This is a genomic window from Pseudomonas sp. ICBG1301, from assembly GCF_016918385.1.
Lineage (GTDB): Bacteria > Pseudomonadota > Gammaproteobacteria > Pseudomonadales > Pseudomonadaceae > Aquipseudomonas > Aquipseudomonas palleroniana.
This window is the reverse complement of the sequence record NZ_JAEKGB010000007.1, coordinates 166,392-187,851: the sequence shown is the minus strand read 5'-3', so window position 1 is coordinate 187,851 and position 21,460 is coordinate 166,392. Positions and strand designations below refer to the sequence as shown.

Sequence of the window (21,460 nt, the reverse complement as noted above, 5' to 3'; positions counted from 1 at the left end):
CATCCATGGGGTGAATCAACGTAGGAGAGAGGTATCCGGTGGGCGGGCGTGACGGCAATGGAACAGCGCCCAGAAAGCCAGTTCGGACGGCAACGCCTCGACGACCGTCGAACCGCTCGGCACTAAAGCGCGGGGCGATATCTCGGGGTGGGTGTCGGGGGAACCATCCATGTACGGATCACAGTGAGGTAGATGCCGGCCAGCGTCACATGCGCACAACCGGTGTTCAATTCAGGGTTGGCGGAGTGTGGTTGCGGCTCGGCTAAACATTTGCCATCCCAGGGCCCGCTGGAAATAATGACCGCCCCGCCCATGCCCCAAGGACTCGACCGCATGAAAGCTCCGCTGGCCTTCTGTTTATTGGCAAGTCTGACCTCCTACGCCCTGGCTGATTCGCGCCTGGACGATGTGCTTCAACGCGGGACGCTGACCGTGTGCACCACCGGCGACTACAAGCCCTACTCCGCTTTGCGCGCCGATGGCCGTTATGAAGGCATCGACATTGCCATGGCCGAATCCTTGGCCAAGAGCCTCAACGCCAAGATCCACTGGGTGCCCACCACCTGGAAAAGCCTGATGCCGGATTTCCTCGCCCAACGTTGCGACATCGCCGTGGGCGGTATTTCCGTGTCGCTGGAGCGCCAGAAAAAAGCCTTCTTCAGCCAACCGCTGGGCGTCGACGGCAAGATCCCGTTGGTGCGCTGCGCCGACGTGCAACGCTACCAGAGCGTCGAGCAGATCAACCAGCCGCAGGTGCGGGTGATCGAGCCGGCCGGCGGCACCAATGAAGTGTTCGCCCGCGCCCATCTGGGCCAGGCGCAGATCCGCCTGCATGACAATGTGACGATCTTCGACGAACTGCTGGCGGGCAAGGCCGACGTGATGATTACCGACGCCAGCGAAGCGCGCTACCAGCAAAAACAGAAGCCAGGGCTGTGCGCAGTCAACCCGGAGCGGCAGATGCAGTACAGCGAAAAAGCCTTCCTGCTGCCCCGGGATGATGTGGCCTGGAAAAGTTACGTCGACCAATGGCTGCACCTGAGCGTGGCCACCGGGGAGTACGAAGGCATTGTCAGCCAGTGGTTGGCGGCGCCCTGAGCCACAGCCGTCTACGCTCTTGTCACACTGATAAGAAGAGGATGGGTAATGAAGGGACTACTCCGGTTCACCTGGCTGCTGCTGTTGTGTTTCGGCCCGGTGCACGCAGCCACTGCGAATGACGATGCCCAGGCTGCCAAGGCCCTGTTGGAAAAAGCCTTGGCTTACTACCAGAGCAACGGCGACAAGGCCTTGGCCGCGTTCAGCCGCCAGGGCGAGTTTATCGACCACGACCGCTACGTGTTCGTGGTTGACACCCAGGGCGTGCTGCTAGCCAGCGGCGGGCCGTCTTCCGCCTTGATCGGTCGCAACGTGTCCGAACAGCTCGGCCCGGACCTGCAAGCCTCGTTCAAACAGGCGCTGGCCACCCCCGAAGGCCAAGGTATCCAACAGGCCGACTACCGCTGGCAGAACTGGAACGATGGCAAGGTCGAACACAAGCATGTGTTCTATCAGCGCGTGGGCCAGCGCATCCTGGCGGTGGGTTACTACTTGCCACGGGCGACTCCGGAACAAGCGCGAGCCTTGCGCGACAAGGCGGTGAAGGCGCTGGTCAAGGATGAGGCCGGTACGCTCAAGGCCATCAACTCACTGCAAGGTGGGTTCCTGCAGGATGATCTGTATGTGTTCGTAGTGGACCTGGATACCCGGCGCTATGTGGCCCACGGCACCAACCTGCGACTGGTCAACACCGACTTCAGCAAGATCAAGGACCCGGACGGCAAGCCCGTCGGCGAGCCGATCCTGCATCTGATGACCCAACAGGACCAGAGTGAATACAAATACCGCTGGAAAAACCCGGTCACCGACAAGGTGGAAAACAAGCATGCATACTTGCGCAAGACCGGACATTTCATGGTGGCGGTCGGGTACTACAGCCCCTGATCAGGCTTGAAACCCAATCAACTGTGGGAGGGGGCTTGCTCCCGATGGCAGTGGTTCAGTGAAAACATCGTTAACTGACACAATGCCATCGGGAGCAAGCCCCCTCCCACAGTTGTTTTTCGCCCTGTCGGTTATCTAGCTTTGTCTTCGCGCCCGCGCAACAGGCGGTTGGGCATTGCAATCGCCGCCGCCAACCCCAGCAGCGACACCGCCGCACTCACCATCAGCAGATGTCGGAACGTCACCGCCAGCTCCCCGCGCAGGGCATCCTGCGCCGGGCCTGGCGCGGCGTTCAGGCCGTCGAGCAGCACGTTGCCGGAACTGCCCTCGGTAACCAACGCACCGCTGGCCAGATGGGCAAAGCTGGAATCCTGCAACAGCGCCAGCAGCAGCGCCGACATACACGCCACCCCCACCGCCCCGCCCAACGAGCGGAACAGGTTGGTGGTGCTGGTGGCGACGCCAATATCACGCTGCTCAACGGAGTTTTGCGTGCCGACCAGGGAGGTCGGGAACTGCATGCCGGCAGCGATGCCGCACAGCAGCATGAAAATCGCCGTCAGCCCGACCGCCTGCGGGGCACTGTAGGCCATGCCCAGAATGGCGAACGGACTCAACAGCGCGCCGGTGAGAATCATCGGTTTATAACGGCCGGTCACCGAGGTCATGCGCCCTGCAAAGTAGGCTCCCATCGGTAAGCCCATGGCCAACGGCAGCAGGTGCAAGGCGGCGCTGTCGGCACCCGAGCCGGTCACCGTCTGATAACGCAGGGGCATCAACACCGTCAGGGAAATCGCCTGGAAGCTGGTGAAGAAAATCGTGCACCAGCACAGCACCGCGCTACGGTTGGCGAACAGGTGCATGGGCAATAACGGCTCGCGCGCCCGGCGTTCGTGCCACACAAACGCGCTCAGCGCCACCCACGCACAGGCCAACAACCCCAATACCTGCTCATCACGCCAATGATGGCCCTGGCCGATTTCGGTGATGCCCAGCAGCAGGGCGGTCAGGCCGATGATCATCAGCACGGTGCCGAGGTAGTCGATGATCGGTTTGCGTTGCGGCACCGGCAGCCCTACCAGCGTGCGATGGGCCACATACCAGGCACCGGCACCCAGGGGCAGGTTGATCAGGAACACCCAGCGCCAGGACAGATACTCGGTCATATAACCGCCCAACACCGGCCCGGCCACGCTGGCCACCGCGTACATACTGCTGAAATAGCCCTGGTAACGCCCGCGCTCACGAGGCGGGATGATGTCGCCGATAATCGCCTGGCTTACGGAAATCATGCCGCCGGCGCCGATACCCTGGAGAATCCGCGCCAGCACCAGTTGCTCCATGCTTTGCGCCATGCCGCAGAACAGCGAGGCCAAGGTGAACACGCCCATGCCGATCAGCATCATCGGTCGCCGCCCGTACAGGTCGCCGAGCTTGCCGTAGATCGGCACCGCCACCGTCATCGCGACCATATAGCCGGAGATCACCCAGGCCAGCAGGTTGACGTCATGGAATTGCGCGGAGATGGCCGGCATCGATACGGCGACGATGGTTTGGTCCAGTGCGCCAAGGAAAATCGCCATCATCAATGCGACAAGCACACTACGTACGGCGGGGACGGATGGGGCGGGCTGATTCAGGTGGGTCACGGCAGAACCTTCGAGCAGAGCCCGCGAGGCAGGAAAGGCCCGCGGGAATGCTCGATACGATAGCAGGCTACTCGATAGCTTCGTAAGGAAGTCCGACGTAATTTTCCGCGATGGTTTGACGCCCCGCCTGCGAGTGGATGAAGTATTCCAGCTCACTCTGTGCAATCCGCTGGCTGAAGCCGTCCGCTTCCGGAAACTGATGCAGCATCGAGGTCATCCACCAGGAAAACCGTTCGGCCTTCCAGACGCGACGCAAGCAGATCGCGGAATACTTCTCCAGCAGGTCCACCCGCCCTTCGCGATACACCTTGAGCAAGATCCGATACAGCGTGCTCACATCGCTGGCCGCCAGATTCAAGCCCTTGGCGCCGGTGGGGGGCACGATGTGCGCGGCATCCCCAAGCAGGAACAGGCGCCCGTACTGCATCGGTTCCACCACGAAGCTGCGCAGGGGCGCGATGCTTTTCTCGATCGACGGGCCGGTGACCAACTGTTGCGCAAGAGGGCCGGGCAGGCGGTTTTTCAGTTCGTCCCAGAAGCGCTCGTCCGGCCAGGCTTCCAGCGACTCGTCCACCGGCACTTGCAGGTAATAGCGACTGCGGGTCGCTGAGCGCATGCTGCACAGGGCGAAGCCGCGCGCGTGCTTGGCGTACACCAGTTCAGCATGAATCGGCGGCGTGTCGGCCAGGATGCCCAGCCAGCCGAAGGGGTAGACCCGTTCGAAAACGCTCAGCGACTCGGCCGGGATCGACTGCCGGGCCACGCCGTGGAAGCCGTCGCAACCGGCAACGTAGTCGCACTCCAGGCGAAAGGTTTCACCCTGGTGCTCGAAGGTCACCCAGGGACGCTCAGTTTTCAGATCATGGGGCTGCACATTGGACGCTTCGTACAACGTCACGGCGCCAGCAGCGGCGCGGGCAGCCATGAGGTCGCGGGTGACCTCGGTCTGGCCGTAGATCATGACCGATTGGCCGCCGGTCAAGGTCTTGAGGTCGATGTGGGTCAGCTGGCCATCGAGTGCCAGCTCGAAACCATCATGCACCAGCCCTTCGGCATCCATACGTCGGCTGACGCCTGCTTCGCGCAGCAGGTCGACCATGCCCTGCTCCAGCACCCCGGCGCGGATGCGGCCTTGCACGTAGTCGGCGCTCTGGCGCTCTAGGATGAGGGTCTGGATACCGGCGTTGTGCAACAGCTGGCCGAGCAGCAATCCGGAAGGACCGGCGCCGATAATGGCGACTTGAGTCTTCAGCGTTTTCATTATTCTTATCACCTGCTGGCTTCACCCGAACTGATCAAGTGAAAGAGTTGTCATTGGTCTTGTGGCTGACATTTTTCACTTGAGCGGGCAGCATAAGAAGGTGAGAACTGCCACAAAACCTGCGCTTTTTGCCAATTTGGGCGATTACCGCACCACTGTCCTGAGTATCGGATTGAAACCATGACCAAAACCGCGATTCCGGTCTTCAAGCTTTATGGGGAAAGCCAGCAATGGCCTACGCCCGATTTGTTGCACTGCGAAACCATTTCCCGAAGGAGTCGGGAATACCAGTGGGAAATCCAGCCCCACCGGCACGCGGATCTGTGCCAGTTGCTCTATGTACACAAAGGCCAGGCGCACCTGGAAATCGAAGGCCAGCACACCACACTCGACGAAGCCACCCTGCAGGTGCTGCCGCCGTTATGCGTACACGGGTTTCGGTTTTCAGAAGATGTGGAAGGCTACGTGGTGACACTGTCGGCACCGCTGGTCAGCCACTTGCAGACGCAGTTGGGCAGTACGGCCGGCGGCCTGCAGACCTTGGGCAATTATCCGGCCGGCAAGGACAGCGACTACCTCAACAGCCAGTTCGCACGTTTGCAGGACGAGTACGCCGATGATCAGCCGGCACGGGACATGATGATGCATGCCCTGGTCAGCGTGCTGCTGGTGTGGATCAGCCGCCAGGCCATCCAGCGTCGCCACCCACGGCCGCCCCGTGGCCGCGAGTATTTCCGCCGTTTCACCCAGTTGATCGAACAGCACTACCGCGAGCATCCCAAGATCGAAGACCTGGCTCACAAGCTGGGCATCTCGGTCTCGCACCTGAACGGGACGTGTCGGGAGCTGGGCGGCCAACCGGCCTTGCAGATCATGCACGACCGCCAGTTGCTGGAAGCCAAGCGCCTGCTGACCTACACCAGCATGACCATCAATGAAATGTCGGAGGTGTTGGGGTTTTCCGACCCAACGAATTTCTCTCGGCTGTTTCGCCGACGGGTCGGGTTCTCACCCAAGGCGTTTCGCGAGCAATTGAAGGCCGGGCAGCCTACCTGAGCGCGCTGAAACTGCCGGTGCGGGGAACGCATTGGTCCTGATGACAACCGATCGCGAATGCCGCCGGCTGCATGCGTGTCTGTTCAACGCGGTAGGCGGCAGTCCCGTACAGCGCAGTGGCAAATGCGCTGAGGGTGAAAATCATCAGGTACTTTCTGGTTTTGATGCTCATGGCACAGACCTCTGAACGGATCTACACAGTGCTGTTTTAAGCATAGGTCAGCCGGAGCGACTTGCCATTATCGGGCGTCATTCAATCGGTTTATATCCGCTCAAAGACCTTTGTCCCACAAAGGCTCTTCCGGAAACCTGAGCACAAGGAAATCCAGCAGGCTACGCAGCGCCAGGGACATGTGTTTACGCGAGGCATACACCGCATAAACATTCATTTGCTGAGGCTCGGCCTCCGGTAGCAAACGGATCAGTTCACCACTACGGATGTAGTCCCCCGCCTGATAGCTGGGCAGCCGCGCCACACCAGCCCCTGCCAATGTCACCCGTAACAATGTCGTTGCCTCATTGGCGGTGATATTGCCTTGCACTGCCACCGACACCGGTTCTGCATTCTCGGTGAAGTGCCAGAGACTTTTGCCGAAGTAAGAGTGCGTCAGGCAATTGTGCTGTACCAGGTCTTGCACCTGACGAGGGTGTGGATGTTCGCGCAGATATGCTGGCGAGGCGCAGATGACCGAACGGCAGAGCGTCAGCTTGCGGGCGATCAGGCTGGGGTCCAGTTCGAGACTGGTGCGAATGGCCAGGTCGATACGTTCATCCACCAAGTTCACCGTACGATCAAGCATTTGCAGGTCGATACTCACTAACGGGTACTGCTTGACGTACTCGGCCACGGCATCCGCCAACTGTGCCTGGCCGAACGAACTACTGACACTGAGCCGCAACTGGCCACGCGGCGCTTCGTCCGGCTCACTGACGGCAGCCTGCATGTCGTTGCACAACTCCAGCATCTGGCGGCACCGAGGCAGCGTTTCGATACCGGCGGCGGTCAGGCTCAGCTTGCGTGTGGTGCGGTGCAGCAGGCGCGCACCGACCCAGTCTTCCAGCTCGGCCAAATAGCGCGAGACCACCGGACGCGACAGATCCAGATGGTCGGCGGCGGCCGATTGACTGCCCAAGTCGACCACTGTCACAAACACGCGCATTGCTTGAAGACGATCCATGATTTGCCCGATTTTAGAAACAAACTATGTCCAAGCATCGCATTTTTTGTTGCGTTTGGTGCAACTAAGCTCTGTACACCCCTTACCGATGGCAGGAGCTGCCCGATGTTCTCGACCTTCAAACGCCTGACCCTGGCCACCGCCGCCCTGGCCTTCGCAGCCCACGCGGCAGCGGCAGAGCTGAAACTCGACGTGTACAACCCAGGCGAAGCCGCGATCTTCCCGGTCAGCTCGGTGCTGGTCAGCGGCGCCAACGACGCGATCCTGGTGGATGCGCAATTCGGCAAAGGCCAGGCCGAGCAACTGGTGCAGAAAATCCGCGCCAGCGGCAAACACCTGACCACCATCTACATCAGCCACGGCGACCCGGACTACTACTTCGGCCTCGATACCCTGACCGCAGCGTTCCCGGACGCCAAGGTACTGGCACCGCAACCGGTGGTTGACCACATCAAGGCCACCGTGGCCGGCAAACTGGACTTCTGGGGCCCGAAAATGGGCGCCGACAAACCGGCCAAAACCCTCGTGCCGCAAGTGCTTGAAGGCCACAGCCTGACCCTTGAAGGCGAGCAACTGGAGATCGTCGGCCTGGACGGCCCGCAACCGGATCGCAGCTTTGTGTGGATCCCGTCGATCAAGGCCGTCGTCGGCGGTGTGGTCGTGGCCGAAAACATCCACCTGTGGATGGCCGACACCCAGAGCGCGCAGTCCCACAAAGATTGGCTGGCAACGCTGCAACGTATCGAACAACTGAAACCGCGCACGGTGATTCCAAGCCACTACCTGGGCAGCCCATCGCTCAAATCCGTGGCGTTTACCGCCGACTACATCAAAGCCTTCGATATCGAGACCGCCAAGGCCAAGGACTCCGCTGCCCTGATCGCAGCCATGAAGAAGCGTTACCCGACCCTCGCTGATGAAAGTTCGCTGGAACTGAGCGCCAAAGTCGCCAAGGGCGAAATGAAGTGGTGATTGGTTTTAAACCCTGACCGTACTGGAGAATGTCATGAGCAAGATTGCAATCATTGGTGCCACCGGCCGTGCCGGTAGCCAACTGCTGGAAGAAGCGCTGCGCCGTGGGCATACCGTCACCGCCATCGCCCGTAATACCGACAAACTGACGGCACGCCCAGGCGTGACCGCCAAGCAAGTCGACGCCCTGGATGCCGACGCCCTGCAACAGGCCGTGAGCGGCCATGATGTGGTGATCAGTGCCGCACACTTTTCCACCCTGCCCGCCAGTGCGGTGATCGGCCCGGTGAAAAAGGCCGGGGTGAAACGCCTGCTGGTGGTGGGCGGTGCCGGTTCGTTGCTGCTGCCAGGTGGCAGCCGTGTGATCGACAGCCCGGGCTTCCCAGCCGAATACAAGGCGGAAGCCAGTGCGGGCGCGGAGTTTCTCGACACGCTGCGTCAGGAGAAGGAACTGGACTGGACATTCCTGTCGCCATCGGCGGAGTTCGTGGAAACCGAGCGTACCGGGAAATTCCGTTTGGGCCAGGATGATTTGCTGGTGAGCAGCGAAGGCCGCAGTTGGATCAGCTTCGCTGACTTTGCGATCGCGTTGATCGACGAAGTTGAATCACCGAAGCACTCCCGCCAGCGCTTCACCGTCGGCTACTGATCCACTACAGGCAACCGGTAGTATGCCTGTAATGAGCGGGCTTGCCCTAATGCCAGTCAGTTAAGCGATGAAAGCGGTCGATGAATAAATTGTGGGAGGGGGCTTGCTCCCGATAGGCCGCGCAGCGGCCTCAAAAATGGGCCTGCTACGCAGTCCATCGGGAGCAAGCCCCCTCCCACAGTGACCGCGTTAAGCCTTAACTGACTGGCATTAGGGCTTGCCCCCCAGCGCGGGGCAAGCCCGCTCACTACAAGTCAGGTCGGGGTGGGTTTTGCTTGATTCGCCAGCCATTCCATTAGTGCTTCAAGGCCTGCCGACAGCTCGGCGCCCGGTGGGCGCACCAGGTAATACGCCATCCCCGTCGGCACCCGCAGTTCAAACGGCATCGCCAGCCTGCCGGCCGTGACATCCTCGCCAATCAACGCGCTATCACCGATCGCCACGCCTGAACCTTGTGACGCCACCGTCATGGCCAGATCCAAGGTCTCGAAATGATGCCCCTGGGCCAGGTTGCTCAGCCGCGTATTCGCTGCTTTCAACCACAACGCCCAATCCCGCCCATCCCGGGTAGGGTGCAGCAGCACCTGTTGCTGCAAGTCGGCCGGTGCCCGCAAACCACCGAGCAAGGCGGGAGCGCAGACCGGCGTGAGTTGCTCATCAAACAAATGCCGCGCTTCGGCAGGTGGCTCGGCGATGGGCGCATAGATCACCGCCGCGTCGAATGACTCGCGGCGAAAATCCACGGTGTAGGCCACGGTGGTGGTGAGCTCCACCGGCACATCCGGACGTTCACGTTGCCATTGCATCAGGCGTGGCAGCAACCAACGCATGACACAGGTGGGCGCCTTGAGTTGCAGGGTTTCGCGACGATCGCCGATCTGCTCCAGCGCATCCACGATCAAGCCAAATACTTGCTGTACGCGCAGCGACCATTCACGGCCCTCTTCGGTCAGGCTCAAGCCCCGCGCCTGGCGCTGGAACAAGGCGTAGCCGAGGTGGCTTTCCAACCCGGCAATCTGCCGGCTCACCGCGCCCTGGGTGATATGCAATTGCTCGGCGGCGCGGGTGAAGTTGCAACACTGGGCGGTGACCCAGAACGTGTGCAGGGCGGGCAGCGGAGGAAGACGTTTCATCGCAATTGAGCCATGACGTGAGGACATGGCTAGTATGACTTTTTATCGATTGTTGCCGCTACCGCCCAGCCGCTCCAATACCGCCTCGAAACCCTCACAAGAGCGACATGTATGGCGACCTGCGGCGAAGTACTGGTCAATCTCCTGGAACGCTACGGCGTGGACCAGGTGTTCGGCATTCCCGGCGTGCACACCGTGGAGCTGTACCGCGGCCTGGCACGCTCCGGCATCCGTCACGTCACCCCGCGCCATGAACAGGGTGCCGGGTTTATGGCTGATGGTTACGCGCGTACCCGCGGCAAGCCAGGCGTGTGCTTCATCATCACCGGCCCCGGCATGACCAATATCACCACAGCCATGGGCCAAGCCTACGCGGACTCGATCCCGATGCTGGTGATTTCCAGCGTGCAATCGCGCAGCCAATTGGGCGGCGGGCGCGGCAAGTTGCACGAACTGCCCAACCAGAGCGCGATGATTGCGGGCGTCGCGGCGTTCTCCCATACCTTGATGTCGGCCGCAGAATTGCCGGGCGTCCTGGCGCGGGCCTTTGCCGTCTTCCAGGCCGCTCGACCGCGCCCCGTGCATATCGAAATTCCGCTGGACGTACTGGTGGAAAACGCCGATGCATTGCTCGACTGTACGCCCGTCAGCGTGGCGCGAGCCGGCGCGGCACCCGCGTCGGTCAAGCAGATGGGCCAGTTGCTTGGCGCAGCAAAACGCCCGCTGATCCTGGCGGGCGGCGGCGCCATCGAGGCCGCGCCTGAGTTGACGCGCCTGGCCGAAATCCTCGGCGCACCGGTAGCCCTGACCATCAATGCCAAGGGCATGCTGCCCTCCTCCCATCCGCTGCTGATCGGCTCGACCCAGACCCTGCCCGCCACGCGCGCGCTAGTGGCCGAGGCCGATGTGGTGCTGGCGATCGGCACGGAGCTGGCGGAAACCGACTATGACGTGACCTTCGCCGGTGGCTTCGAGATCCCAGGGGCGCTGCTGCGTATCGACATCGACGCCGACCAGACCGTGCGCAACTACCCGCCCCAGGTGGCGCTGGTGGCCGACGCGCAAATCGCCGCCGCAGCCTTGCTCGACGACTTGCACAAACAGGTATTGCCGACCCGCGATTCGACCTGGGGCGGCCAACGAGTCGCCCGCCTGTGGGCGGAACTGACGCCGGCCTGGGATGCCGCCACTCGCGCACAGACGTTGTTGCTCGACACGGTTCTGGATGAACTGCCGAGTGCAGTGCTGGTAGGTGATTCCACCCAGCCGGTGTACAGCGGCAACCTGACCCTGAACCTCGACCACCCACGGCGCTGGTTCAACTCTTCCACCGGCTACGGCACCTTGGGCTATGCCTTGCCGGCCGCCATCGGCGCCTGGCTGGGACGTGGCGACGGGCAGCCGGTGGTGTGCCTGATCGGCGACGGCGGGTTGCAGTTCAGCCTGCCGGAGCTGGCCAGTGCCGTGGAAGCCCGCACGCCGGTCATCGTGCTGCTGTGGAATAACCAGGGTTACGAAGAGATCAAGAAATACATGGTCAACCGCGCCATTGAACCCGTGGGTGTAGATATCTATACGCCGGACTTTATCGGTGTGGCTAAAGCCTTGGGCTGCGCGGCCGAAAGTGTGCGGGGCATCGAACCGTTGCGGGCGGCCTTGCGCGCCGCCACGGATCGCCAGGGGCCGACGCTGATTGAAGTCGACCAGGCACTGTGGATGCAGGAGGTTGCAGCTGCCGTAGGGTATTGAACGGTGTGTCTATCGATGGCGTGCAGGCGGGGACTGACGTCGTGTTACCAACATTATTTGTCCCACACCAAACATAGAAACGACCTACAGAGCTTTCTATTGGTACGGCCGTTCCGTTAAGCTTTTGTGCAGTCTTGTACTGAGTTCGGTACAACGGGTTTACGGACGAAACCGATGCTAAACAGTAACTTGCTCAGAAAGCTCGATATGCAGGACTTGATGGTGTTTATCGCCGTCTATGACCAGAGCAGCGTTACCGAGGTCTCCGAAACGCTGTTCGTCAGTCAGTCCACCGTGAGCTACAGCCTGAAGAAGCTGCGCACCAGCTTCGAAGACGAGCTGTTTATCAACACGCGGGCCGGCATGCGCCCGACCTACAAGGCCACCACCATGTATGGCCATGTGCAGAAGATCCTGGAGAGCATCAACCTGTGCCACGCCGGCGGCCAGGCCTTCGACCCGAAACAGAAGGCCGCCTCGACCTGGTGACGGCGTCGGCTTCAAGCCTTAGCCGATTGCGACTTTGCTGTAGGACTCACGATCCATGTCGTCCAGTTGCACGCTGAGCTGAACCTGCACATCCGCCGGCCATTCGCCCAAGTCCTGCAAGGCCGCCAACAGGCTTTGCGACAACTGCTGCTTGATCTGCGGCGACCGCCCGCTAAGCAGCGACAGCTTGACCGCGATAAAACCGCGTGGGCTGAGCGAGGTGCCCACCTGGAAATTCTCCACCTTCACTGCGCGGCTCTTGATATCGAACTCGGAAGCGAACTGCCCGGACGCCATCAGCACGTTGTTGAGCCGCAACAGGGTTTTCTCGACAGGCAAGTCCGTGAGGTTGGCGGTGTATTCCAGATGCAGGTGCGGCATTAAAAGCTCCCGATGGTTGTAGGAAAAGAGTCATACGTATAACACGCAGGCGCACTGATTCAGAGCGCTTTCAGTATTCCCTCAAGGGGTATCTCAAGATTTTGCCGGCGGCGCCGCCAGTGAGTCGCGGTCACTCATGAACGCCTCCAGCCGCGAGCGCATCCAGCGTTCCGCCGGGTCGGTATCGACGTGGCTGAGCCAGACCATGGACAGGTCGAGGGTCGGGGTTTCAAACGGAAATGGCTCGCAGAACAGCTGCCCGCTGGCGGCCATGGCCTGGGCGGTGTAGTCCGGCAAGCTGGCGATCATGTCGGTGCCGGCGAGCAACGCCGGCAGCGCGCTGTATTGCGGCACCGACAGCACTACCTGGCGCTTGCGGCCGATCTCGGCCAGCCATTCATCGGCAAACCCGGACACGTTGGCGGTGTGCGACACCAGCACATGAGGGCGTGCGCAATATTCGTCGAGGGTCAGCGGTGTGTCCGAGGCATCGGCGCGTAGCAGGCACGGGCGGATATGCCGCAACAGCTTGCGCTTGGCATTGGCCGGCAGGCCGCGGGTCTGGGTGATGCCGACGGTGATATCACCGGATGCCAACAAGTCAGGGATGCGCCAGTAATCCACATGTTGCACCACAAACACCACCAAGGGCGCTTCCTGGCGCAAAGCCCGCAACAGCGGCGGTAGCAGACCAAACTCGACGTCATCGGACAGGCCGATACGGAAGGTCATGGTGCTGCGGGACGGGTCGAAATCGTGAGTCAGGCTCAGGGCCGACGACAGCGAATCCAGGGCCGGCGACAGGTGCTGGATGATTTCCTCGGCCCGCGCCGTCGGTTCCATGCGGTGGCCAACGCGAATGAACAGCGGGTCATTGAACAAGGTGCGTAAACGGTTGAGGGCCGAACTGATGGTCGGCTGGCCGAGAAACAGCTTCTCCGCCACCCGCGTCACGTTGCGTTCGAGCATCAGTGCCTCGAAGACCACCATCAGGTTGATGTCGGCCTTGCGTAGTTCATTACGATTCATCGGCGCCTGCCCCTCTCCCCAAGACAACGCGCAGTTTAGAAAGGCCGCCGGGCTGCGTCTATGTGAACACTGTTCATCGAGCGGCTTTGCGACTATAAATCAGCTCTTGAAGGTCACAGGAACACCATCGTGCTGTTCATTATCGCCTTGGCCATTGTCGTGGCCGGGTTTTGTCTATGGGTTGTCCGATTCATCGCCAACCCCACCGTGAGGACACTGCTGCGCGTTTTTATCGGCTTGTGCCTGGCGACGGTGGTCGCCTACATGGTGCTGGCGGCGGGGTTTCCGACGTCGCTGCTGGTTTGATCTGGAATAGCCTCAACCCACTTGTGAGCAAGGACTGCCAAGCATGAAATTCGCCTACACCATCATCTATGTGCCGGACGTTGCCGCCTCCCTGGCATTCTTTGAAATAGCCTTCGGTTTCACTCGCCGTTTCCTGCATGAATCGGGTACCTATGGCGAGCTGGAAACCGGCGAAACCACCCTCTCGTTTGCCGCCCACGAATTGGCGGGCATGAATTTCGACGGCGGCCACGTGCAGGCCCATGCCTCCAGCAAACCGCTAGGAATGGAAGTGGGTTTCGTCACCGAGGACGTGTTCGCCGCCCACGCCAAAGCCCTCGTCCATGGCGCGACAGAGCTGTCGCCACCGAGCACCAGGCCCTGGGGGCAGGTGGTGTCTTATGTGCGTTGCCCGGATGGAACGCTGGTGGAATTGTGTACCCCGATCCATTGATCGAGTGAACCTGTTCATGGTTAGAGCAGGGACTGAAACGGCCGAGCGACTAATCCACCCTGTGATTCGCCCGCTTCAACCTTTCGGCCTGAGCGTTGCTTACATGCTGAATCGGTTTACTGTCATAAATGTCAGTAGACTTTCAAATGTATTGAATGCCTTATTACGCAACAGCGTTCGTAGGGTCTATAAATCGATGCGAGGGTTCAGTAATGAACAGGTCCGACACACACGAGACAACAGGTTTTTTGCACGCGCAGATTGGTGGGGAGCGATGGGAGGCAAGTTCTGTGGTTCTCTATTTACATACAAGAAATTTAACGGTGGGAGGTCCAAAAGGCGGCGCGATGGAGAAAGGTTTGTATTTTGACTTCCCCAGAGGAATCAGACCGGGCCAGTATAAAATCACTCCCACGTCATCTGTTGAGGCTTGGTTTAACCCAGGCAAAAACGCTCCAAGCTGGGTAGCTTACGAGGGCGTGGTGACCGTGGCCTCAGTCTCCGAAGATGAGCCTTCAATTACACTATCCTGCGATTACATAGCCACTAATCCGCTCAACCCGAGCGAGCATAAAAAAATCACTGGAACCGCACAATTCAAAGGTGCGTCTACGGAAACGAGTAAAAACCACAAAATCCAATCTTAATTATTCTCTGGCTGCTGAGTTAAATTCATAACTCACTTAACACAGCACAGTAAAATTTACACATCACTTCATTAATTTTACGAGTGGCGGTGTTCCGACGATATAACTTGTTCGCCAAAACACCCCTCTCAGTATTTGATAGTGACCTTTCGATTATCAGGGCTTGAGTGGAACTTCCTGATCAAGCGGTGAAAGCTCCGTAGAGTCATCATGCTTCCACGTCTGGGGCTTTTCCTCCTCACGCTGACGCTGAGGTTGTGCAAGCTCCGGATCATCCCGTTCCTTCTGCTCATTATTCATAGCCACCTTCCTTCCTTAAGAATGGTTCACCCATCCAGCATAGAACAGAGCAAGCATTTTGGGCGGACGCCCCCAATTGATAACAGTTACGCATCAATTCATCCAAATAACTCACTTATCATTTCTAAATGTGTCAGCCACTATCCCGGGTCTTAAGCGAAACAAGCTCTTAAAAAGAACGCTGGAGACACAAAAACCATGACTAGCCCTTCCCGGCCCGACGCTGCCCCTTCGAAAGTGGGTGCAGTACTACGCGTTACCTCGGGCAACTTCCTCGAACAGTTCGACTTCTTTCTGTTCGGCTTCTACGCCACCTATATCGCTGCCGCGTTCTTCCCCGCCGCCAATGAGTTTGCGTCATTAATGATGACCTTCGCCGTGTTCGGCGCGGGTTTCCTGATGCGTCCACTGGGCGCGATCGTTCTGGGTGCCTATATCGATGACGTCGGTCGCCGCAAAGGGTTGATCATGACTCTGTCGATCATGGCCAGCGGCACGCTGCTGATCGTGCTGGTACCGGGTTATCAGACCATTGGCCTGTGGGCACCGCTGCTGGTGCTGCTGGGGCGCTTGCTGCAAGGTTTTTCGGCCGGTGCGGAACTGGGCGGCGTGTCAGTGTACTTGTCTGAAATGGCCACACCGGGCCGCAAAGGCTTCTACACCAGTTGGCAGTCCGGCAGCCAACAGATCTCCATCGTGGTTGCGGCCGCCTTGGGTTATGGCCTGAACCAATGGATGGAACCGGCTGTAGTTGCCGATTGGGGCTGGCGCATTCCCTTCGGCCTGGGTTGCGTGATCATCCCGTTCATTTTTGTACTGCGACGCAACCTGCAGGAAACCGAAGAGTTCGCCAACCGCAAACATCGCCCAAGCATGCGCGAAGTGCTGGCGACCCTGGCGAAGAACTGGACCATGGTGATCGGCGGCATGCTGATGGTTGCCATGACCACCACGGCGTTCTACCTGATCACGGTCTACGCGCCGACCTTCGGCAAGACCGTGCTGCAACTGAGCACTTCCGACGCCTTGCTGGTGACGTTGCTGGTGGCGGTGTCGAACTTTGTCTGGCTGCCGATCGGCGGCACCCTGAGCGACCGCTTCGGGCGCAAGCCGGTGCTGGTGGCCATGACCGCCCTCACCGTGATCACCGCCTACCCGGCGCTGTCGTTCGTGGTGAATGCGCCAAGCTTCGCGCATATGCTCGAAACCCTGCTGTGGTTCTCCTTCCTGTACGGCATGTACAACGGCGCAATGATCCCGGCCCTGACCGAAATCATGCCGGTGGAAGTACGTGTGGCCGGTTTCTCCCTGGCTTATAGCCTGGCAACCGCCATTTTCGGTGGTTTCACCCCGGCGATCTCCACCTGGTTTATCCATGTCACCGAAGACAAGGCTTCGCCGGCCTACTGGATGATGTTTGCCGCGCTGTGTGCCCTGTGCTCGACCTTGGCCCTGTACCGTCGCGCCAATACCCGCGGGCAGATGCTGCAGGAGGCTGTATGATGCGCACCCTACTCAACAGCCTTACGGCCCTTGCACTCGGCGCCCTGGCACTGACGGCGCAGGCCGAAGAACTCAACGTGATGACCTCCGGTGGTTTTACCGCTGCCTATAAATTGCTCGGCCCGCAATATGCCAAACAAAGTGGCGACACCCTGAATACCATCCTGGGTCCGTCCATGGGCAAGGCGCCGGAAGCGATTCCCAACCGTCTGGCGCGTGGCGAACCCGCCGATGTGGTGATCATGGTCGGCTATGCGCTGGATGACTTGATCAAGCAAGGCAAGGTCGACCCTGCGTCCCGCGTGGAACTGGCGGACTCGCGTATTGGCCTGGTGGTGAAAGCCGGCGCGGCCAAACCGGCGATCGGCACTGACGCCGAATTGAAGGCCACGCTGACCCAGGCCAAATCCGTGGCTTATTCGGACAGCGCCAGCGGCGTGTATGTCGAGAAGGAACTGTTCAAAAAGCTCGGCATGCCCGCCAAAGGCACGATGATCGAGCGCCTGCCGGTGGCCGAACAGGTCGCCAAGGGTGACTACGAGGTCGGCTTGCAGCAGGTGGCGGAACTGTTGCCGATACCAGGGGTGACGTTTGTGGGCAAGATCCCGGAAGACGTGCAGTCAGTGACACGCTTTGCGGCGGGGATTCCGGTCAACGCCAAACACCCGGCCCAGGCCAAGGCACTGCTGAAGTTCCTGGCTTCACCCGAGGCGCAACCGGTGGTGCAATCCACCGGCCTGGACTCGGTGTCACGCTGACCGAAACGGCATCTCCCGTACCAACCGCTCCAACTCCAGCGCCGCCGGCGGCAACGTCCGCCCGCGGCGCTTGATCAAGCCCACATTGCGCATCACCTGCGGTTCCACCAGCGGCACACTCACCAGGATCGGGTGTTCGCCCGCCGGCATCGCAATCGATGGCACCATCGCCACGCCCAACCCCGCCTCCACCAGCCCGATCATCGTGGTCACGTGGTGGGTCTCGCAGACACTCGGTTTCTTCACCCGCACGCCGCGCAGGGCCTGGTCCAGCAGAAAGCGGTTGCCCGAGGACTTGTCCACGGTGATGTAGTCGTATTCGTAGGCTTCAGCCCAACTCACACTCTGGCGCCCGGCCAGCGGGTGGTCATGCCGGCAGGCCAGGACGTAGCGCTCCTGCAACAGCAGTTCGAATTCCACTTCATCGGCCAGGCTGCCGCTGAAACTCACACCGAAATCCGCCTCGCCGCTCTCCACGGCGTTGCAGACCTCACCGGCGCTGGCATCCAGCACCTGCAGGCGAATCTTCGGATAGAGCTTGTGAAACTCGGAGATCACATGGGGCATGAAGTAATAAGCGGTGGACGGCACGCAGGCGATGGTGACGTTGCCCATCCGCGTGGACGCCACATTGCTGATGCCCATCAAGGCGATGTCGAGGTCGTCGAGAATACGCTCCACCTGGGGCAGGAACGCACGGCCGACCATGGTCAGGTTGACCCGTCGGGTGGTGCGCTCGAACAGCTTCACATCGAGGGCGGATTCGAGCTTTTCGATACGTCGGCTAAGAGCCGGTTGCGAGATTCGGATGGCCTCGGCGGCACCGCGAAAACTGCCTTTGTCTACCACAGCGCGGAAGGCTTGAAGGTCGTTGAGGTCGAAGTTGATGATCACGAAGGTGGCCAGTGGCTGTCAGGATGGGGGCATTATCGTACGGGAGCGGATGGGACGTCATGTACCCGGGGCTGGACGTCGATTGGAAGCATGGTTTTCGGGGACAGCCGATTTTCCCGGGGTGAAGTTCAATGGCAGCCTTGGTAGGGTGTCCGACTCGATTATTTTTTTCCCATTCCTACCGGCGTACCTCCATGAATCGAATAATAAAAAAACACCAGGCGCTGCGCTGCGGCGCATGGATCCTTGGTCCGCTATGCCTCGCTACCCTGGGCTTTTTTGCCTGGCAGAGTTTCTATCCGGTGCAGGCGAGCGACGGCTGGAGCTACAGCGTGATTCATCGAGACGTGGCCAAGGCGGCGTCGCTGATGCCCCTGCACGATGGCTCGCTGATGGTCAGCCAGGAACTCAAGGACGGGCTGGGCAGCATTGTGCGGATCCACGCGGATGGGCAACGCGAAGTCGTAGTGGCCAACCTGTCCAAACCCGACGGCATGGTCGCCACCCGTGGCGGCTGGGTGTTCAGCCAGGAATCAGGTGGCGCGCCGGTCAGCTTTCTCAAGGACGGCGCCGTCACGGAGTTGTTCCGCGGTGAAAACGTACAGGGCCTGTGGGTCGAGGGCGACGACCTGTACGCCATTGAAGACCGCAAGCCCACCGGCCGCCTGATGCGCTACCGCTGGAGCGACCAGTCCCTGAGCGTGCTGCGCGATCAGGTCGAAGAAGGCGAATCCATCGTGCGTTGCACGGATGGGCGCATGCTCTATACCGAAAAGAAAAAAGGCGTGGTCCGCGAACTGACCGATGATGGCAGCGACCCGGTGGTGCTGGCGGGCTTGAACAAGCCAACTTTCCTGATGTGTGATGAGCGCGGGTTGTGGGTCAACGAAGACTCGACGCACCGGGCACGCCTGTTGTTGATTGACCCTCGGGGCGAGCAGCAGACCATTCTGTCGTTCTTGAAGGCGCCGCAATCGATTGTGCCGACAGGACGGGGCACCTATCTGCTGGCGGAAGGGGGTAGGAACCGGGTGTTGGAACTGGTGCCGGAAAGCCGCAAAGTTTTACCCTAGGTGGGCATGAAGCAGATCAGCACCACTAAAATTTTCTGGCCTGCCTGACCCATTAAACATAAAGTCATAAATATCAGTAATTTAACTCTTATTAAATCATGCATAACGCCAGCTGACGTCGATACTGAGAGCTTGGATGCCCCCCCTCTCAGTAGGTCTTACATGGAAAAAACCATCATTGCCGCAATGCTGATTTCTTGTCTATCGGGCTGTATCGGCGTGCAGTTCTCACTTCCCGACAAACGCGCCAGCTCCACCACTGGTACTCAGCAACCCACAGAAAACGATACGGCGCGAGCGTGGTGCGGGATGACGCTATGGGCCGGCATCCCTCTGCCATTGAAGCTCCCAGTGTGCAAAACCCCTCCCTCACCTTCCCCTTTGTATGCCTGTGGCCCCTTCATGTTTCTGGGCCCGCTTATGCATGGCTACGAGGGGAATTTTCTATGTGGGAAAACTCCCTTTTAGAAGCATGACAAACGGCATAGAACTCAATCTTTGATTACTTCCCAGCCCACGTGTCCGTGCTCAGCCATGTCGGCTGCGCTTGAAAAGCCGGAATCAAAAAAGCACACACTTGCATAGGTCCCGCCTTGGGACTAGGATCTTCGCATGAGAATTATCGCGATCAGTCAACTCAAGAGTTTCTGGCAAAAGTACCCTGATTCAGAGCAACCCTTACTCGCCTGGCTGGATGAGGCAAAAAATGCAAACTGGTCAACACCGGCACTTCTCAAACAACAGTTTCGCAATGCCAGCATTCTCAAAGGCCGCAGGGTCGTATTCAACATCAAAGGTAATGACTACCGGCTCGTAGTCTCTGTGGCATACCGCTACGGGGCTCTCTATATAAAGTTCGTCGGTACGCATGAACAATACGACGCAATTGATGCCGATACGGTTGAAACGGAGTAACCCATGAAAATCCGACCTATCCATACCGAACAAGACTACAAAGACGCGCTGAAGTCGGTCTCCCCATTGTTCGATAACGAACCGGAGCCCGGGACACCGGAAGGTGATTACTTTGACGTAATGATCACTCTTATCGAGTCTTACGAGACGAAGCACTTCCCAATTGACCTACCTAACCCAATCGACGCGATTCGATTTCGCATGGAACAATCTGGCCTGTCAGCTGCAGACCTGGTGCCCGCCATCGGTCGCCAGAACCGCGTTTACGAAGTACTGAATGGAAAACGTGCCCTCACTTTACCGATGATCTGGAAATTGCATGAGATGTTTGGAATTCCGGCACAAAGCCTTATCAAGCCGATAAAAGCCTGCTGAGTACTAAACCCAGGCAGGCATTGCACTTAAAGCGTCGCCTCGCACTCGGATGTTCGAAATAGCGCTCGGCGTCACGCCTGCGGCGCGGCCGCAATGGCTTCGGCCAGGTCCTGATACTCTTCGCAGCTGGTGCTGCACAGGGCTTTGATTTTCGCCAATTGTTCCTGCGCCAAATCCATACGCCCCTTGATCACATATGCCTCACCCAGGTACTCGCGGACCTGGGCATAGTTGGGGTCGAGCGCAACGGACTTCAGGTAATAACCGATGCCTTCATCGGTGCGTCCCAGTTTGCGCGTGGCATAACCACGGTAGTTGAGGGCCTTGGCGGTGTTGGGGTTTTGCAGAGTGTCGAGCAAGGCCAGCGCTTCATCGTACTGCCCATCCTTGGCCAGGCGGTACGCGTAATCGGTACGGTCGGCGTCCGAGATGGCCTTGCTGGTTTGCAGCACGCATTTTCCGCTCTTGGTATCCCAGACCTGGCCTTTGGGGCAGTTCGGCTTGGGCGGCGCCGGTTCGTCCCCGGATGCGAGAACCTGGCCTGCAAATAAAGCCGCGGCCAGAAGAAATGCGCTGCGGTAACCAACGGCCTGCTCACGGTAAGTCTTCATGATGGTCATGCTCCGTCACACTGAGGAAGAACAGCAACAAGAGATATCTGCCACCATGCGCCATTTTTACTGGCAGGTTAAGCGTGGTCTGACTGTCGGCCTAATGAGCGTCGAAT

The 21,460-nt window shown here is 59.6% G+C and carries 24 protein-coding genes and 1 pseudogene; 15 read left to right on the top strand and 10 right to left on the bottom strand.

Annotated features, from left to right (window positions below):
- Nucleotides 1–333 precede the first annotated feature (333 nt).
- Complete coding sequence (locus JBE38_RS18560) at nucleotides 334–1,098, top strand: transporter substrate-binding domain-containing protein (protein ID WP_060753105.1); 765 nt, start codon at nucleotides 334–336, stop codon at nucleotides 1,096–1,098.
- 48 nt (nucleotides 1,099–1,146) lie between these two features.
- Nucleotides 1,147–1,983, top strand: a complete 837-nt coding sequence (locus tag JBE38_RS18555; protein ID WP_205344839.1) for a cache domain-containing protein — start codon at nucleotides 1,147–1,149, stop codon at nucleotides 1,981–1,983.
- Between the two features lie 131 nt (nucleotides 1,984–2,114).
- On the opposite strand, the gene JBE38_RS18550 is transcribed toward JBE38_RS18555, so the two are convergent.
- Nucleotides 2,115–3,632 (bottom strand): DHA2 family efflux MFS transporter permease subunit, encoded by a 1,518-nt coding sequence (locus JBE38_RS18550; protein ID WP_205344838.1) that lies wholly within the window; start codon nucleotides 3,630–3,632, stop codon nucleotides 2,115–2,117.
- A 67-nt stretch (nucleotides 3,633–3,699) separates the two neighbouring features.
- A complete protein-coding gene (pobA, locus tag JBE38_RS18545; protein ID WP_205344916.1) occupies nucleotides 3,700–4,884 on the bottom strand; it encodes a 4-hydroxybenzoate 3-monooxygenase in 1,185 nt (394 codons plus the stop codon).
- Nucleotides 4,885–5,073: 189 nt separating this feature from the next.
- Here pobA and JBE38_RS18540 point away from each other — a divergent pair, with 189 nt between their 5' ends.
- Nucleotides 5,074–5,949, top strand: coding sequence for a helix-turn-helix domain-containing protein (locus JBE38_RS18540; protein ID WP_090366198.1), 876 nt, complete (start codon nucleotides 5,074–5,076; stop codon nucleotides 5,947–5,949).
- Here the strand turns inward: JBE38_RS18540 and JBE38_RS18535 are convergent.
- Together JBE38_RS18535 and JBE38_RS18530 are read right to left on the bottom strand one after the other, a co-directional pair.
- A complete protein-coding gene (locus JBE38_RS18535) occupies nucleotides 5,942–6,121 on the bottom strand; it encodes a hypothetical protein (RefSeq protein ID WP_060753685.1) in 180 nt (59 codons plus the stop codon). The two genes, JBE38_RS18540 and JBE38_RS18535, sit on opposite strands and share 8 nt — an antisense overlap.
- A 100-nt stretch (nucleotides 6,122–6,221) precedes the next feature.
- On the bottom strand, nucleotides 6,222–7,127 hold the full coding sequence (locus JBE38_RS18530) for a LysR family transcriptional regulator (protein WP_060753686.1): 906 nt from the start codon (nucleotides 7,125–7,127) through the stop codon (nucleotides 6,222–6,224).
- Between the two features lie 105 nt (nucleotides 7,128–7,232).
- Here JBE38_RS18530 and JBE38_RS18525 point away from each other — a divergent pair, with 105 nt between their 5' ends.
- Together JBE38_RS18525 and JBE38_RS18520 are read left to right on the top strand one after the other, a co-directional pair.
- Nucleotides 7,233–8,099 (top strand): MBL fold metallo-hydrolase, encoded by an 867-nt coding sequence (locus JBE38_RS18525; RefSeq protein WP_205344837.1) that lies wholly within the window; start codon nucleotides 7,233–7,235, stop codon nucleotides 8,097–8,099.
- 34 nt (nucleotides 8,100–8,133) lie between these two features.
- Nucleotides 8,134–8,748: an NAD(P)-dependent oxidoreductase gene (locus JBE38_RS18520; RefSeq protein ID WP_060753688.1), complete on the top strand. Its 615-nt coding sequence runs from the start codon at nucleotides 8,134–8,136 to the stop codon at nucleotides 8,746–8,748.
- A gap of 254 nt (nucleotides 8,749–9,002) precedes the next feature.
- On the opposite strand, the gene JBE38_RS18515 is transcribed toward JBE38_RS18520, so the two are convergent.
- On the bottom strand, nucleotides 9,003–9,881 hold the full coding sequence (locus JBE38_RS18515) for a LysR substrate-binding domain-containing protein (RefSeq protein WP_205344836.1): 879 nt from the start codon (nucleotides 9,879–9,881) through the stop codon (nucleotides 9,003–9,005).
- 111 nt (nucleotides 9,882–9,992) lie between these two features.
- On the opposite strand from JBE38_RS18515, the gene JBE38_RS18510 reads away from it, so the two are divergent.
- Together JBE38_RS18510 and JBE38_RS18505 are read left to right on the top strand one after the other, a co-directional pair.
- The gene (locus JBE38_RS18510; protein ID WP_205344835.1) at nucleotides 9,993–11,630 is read left to right on the top strand and encodes a 5-guanidino-2-oxopentanoate decarboxylase; all 1,638 of its coding nucleotides are present in this window, start codon (nucleotides 9,993–9,995) and stop codon (nucleotides 11,628–11,630) included.
- 174 nt (nucleotides 11,631–11,804) lie between these two features.
- A pseudogene (locus tag JBE38_RS18505) lies at nucleotides 11,805–12,110 on the top strand (LysR family transcriptional regulator); the annotation flags it as partial.
- Between the two features lie 27 nt (nucleotides 12,111–12,137).
- Here the strand turns inward: JBE38_RS18505 and JBE38_RS18500 are convergent.
- Nucleotides 12,138–12,500 carry a 5-carboxymethyl-2-hydroxymuconate Delta-isomerase gene (locus JBE38_RS18500; protein ID WP_090366203.1) on the bottom strand — a complete coding sequence of 121 codons (363 nt, stop codon included), beginning with the start codon at nucleotides 12,498–12,500 and terminating at the stop codon, nucleotides 12,138–12,140.
- Between the two features lie 93 nt (nucleotides 12,501–12,593).
- A complete protein-coding gene (locus JBE38_RS18495; RefSeq protein ID WP_060753693.1) occupies nucleotides 12,594–13,529 on the bottom strand; it encodes a LysR substrate-binding domain-containing protein in 936 nt (311 codons plus the stop codon).
- 129 nt (nucleotides 13,530–13,658) lie between these two features.
- On the opposite strand from JBE38_RS18495, the gene JBE38_RS18490 reads away from it, so the two are divergent.
- The 3 genes from JBE38_RS18490 (at nucleotide 13,659) to JBE38_RS18480 (ending at nucleotide 14,915) form a co-directional block, all read left to right on the top strand.
- Nucleotides 13,659–13,835 carry a hypothetical protein gene (locus tag JBE38_RS18490; protein ID WP_162843513.1) on the top strand — a complete coding sequence of 59 codons (177 nt, stop codon included), beginning with the start codon at nucleotides 13,659–13,661 and terminating at the stop codon, nucleotides 13,833–13,835.
- A gap of 43 nt (nucleotides 13,836–13,878) precedes the next feature.
- Nucleotides 13,879–14,268, top strand: a complete 390-nt coding sequence (locus JBE38_RS18485) for a VOC family protein (RefSeq protein ID WP_060753694.1) — start codon at nucleotides 13,879–13,881, stop codon at nucleotides 14,266–14,268.
- 212 nt (nucleotides 14,269–14,480) lie between these two features.
- Nucleotides 14,481–14,915 carry a hypothetical protein gene (locus JBE38_RS18480; protein WP_205344834.1) on the top strand — a complete coding sequence of 145 codons (435 nt, stop codon included), beginning with the start codon at nucleotides 14,481–14,483 and terminating at the stop codon, nucleotides 14,913–14,915.
- A gap of 156 nt (nucleotides 14,916–15,071) precedes the next feature.
- Here the strand turns inward: JBE38_RS18480 and JBE38_RS18475 are convergent, their stop codons facing one another.
- On the bottom strand, nucleotides 15,072–15,215 hold the full coding sequence (locus JBE38_RS18475) for a hypothetical protein (protein ID WP_205344833.1): 144 nt from the start codon (nucleotides 15,213–15,215) through the stop codon (nucleotides 15,072–15,074).
- Between the two features lie 198 nt (nucleotides 15,216–15,413).
- Between JBE38_RS18475 and tcuC the strand changes: the two genes are divergently transcribed.
- On the top strand, nucleotides 15,414–16,718 hold the full coding sequence (gene tcuC, locus JBE38_RS18470; RefSeq protein WP_060753695.1) for an MFS transporter: 1,305 nt from the start codon (nucleotides 15,414–15,416) through the stop codon (nucleotides 16,716–16,718).
- Nucleotides 16,718–17,476 carry a substrate-binding domain-containing protein gene (locus JBE38_RS18465; protein WP_060753696.1) on the top strand — a complete coding sequence of 253 codons (759 nt, stop codon included), beginning with the start codon at nucleotides 16,718–16,720 and terminating at the stop codon, nucleotides 17,474–17,476. The genes tcuC and JBE38_RS18465 overlap by 1 nt, the downstream gene beginning before the upstream one ends.
- On the opposite strand, the gene JBE38_RS18460 is transcribed toward JBE38_RS18465, so the two are convergent.
- Nucleotides 17,468–18,370: a LysR family transcriptional regulator gene (locus JBE38_RS18460; protein ID WP_060753829.1), complete on the bottom strand. Its 903-nt coding sequence runs from the start codon at nucleotides 18,368–18,370 to the stop codon at nucleotides 17,468–17,470. The two genes, JBE38_RS18465 and JBE38_RS18460, sit on opposite strands and share 9 nt — an antisense overlap.
- A 194-nt stretch (nucleotides 18,371–18,564) precedes the next feature.
- Here JBE38_RS18460 and JBE38_RS18455 point away from each other — a divergent pair, with 194 nt between their 5' ends.
- The 3 genes from JBE38_RS18455 (at nucleotide 18,565) to JBE38_RS18445 (ending at nucleotide 20,733) form a co-directional block, all read left to right on the top strand.
- Nucleotides 18,565–19,443 carry a hypothetical protein gene (locus tag JBE38_RS18455; RefSeq protein WP_205344832.1) on the top strand — a complete coding sequence of 293 codons (879 nt, stop codon included), beginning with the start codon at nucleotides 18,565–18,567 and terminating at the stop codon, nucleotides 19,441–19,443.
- A gap of 612 nt (nucleotides 19,444–20,055) precedes the next feature.
- Complete coding sequence (locus JBE38_RS18450; RefSeq protein ID WP_090366207.1) at nucleotides 20,056–20,358, top strand: type II toxin-antitoxin system HigB family toxin; 303 nt, start codon at nucleotides 20,056–20,058, stop codon at nucleotides 20,356–20,358.
- Between the two features lie 3 nt (nucleotides 20,359–20,361).
- Complete coding sequence (locus JBE38_RS18445) at nucleotides 20,362–20,733, top strand: helix-turn-helix domain-containing protein (RefSeq protein ID WP_090366209.1); 372 nt, start codon at nucleotides 20,362–20,364, stop codon at nucleotides 20,731–20,733.
- 71 nt (nucleotides 20,734–20,804) lie between these two features.
- Here JBE38_RS18445 and JBE38_RS18440 read toward each other — a convergent pair whose 3' ends face one another.
- Nucleotides 20,805–21,344, bottom strand: a complete 540-nt coding sequence (locus tag JBE38_RS18440; RefSeq protein ID WP_201026469.1) for a tetratricopeptide repeat protein — start codon at nucleotides 21,342–21,344, stop codon at nucleotides 20,805–20,807.
- Nucleotides 21,345–21,460 lie beyond the last annotated feature (116 nt).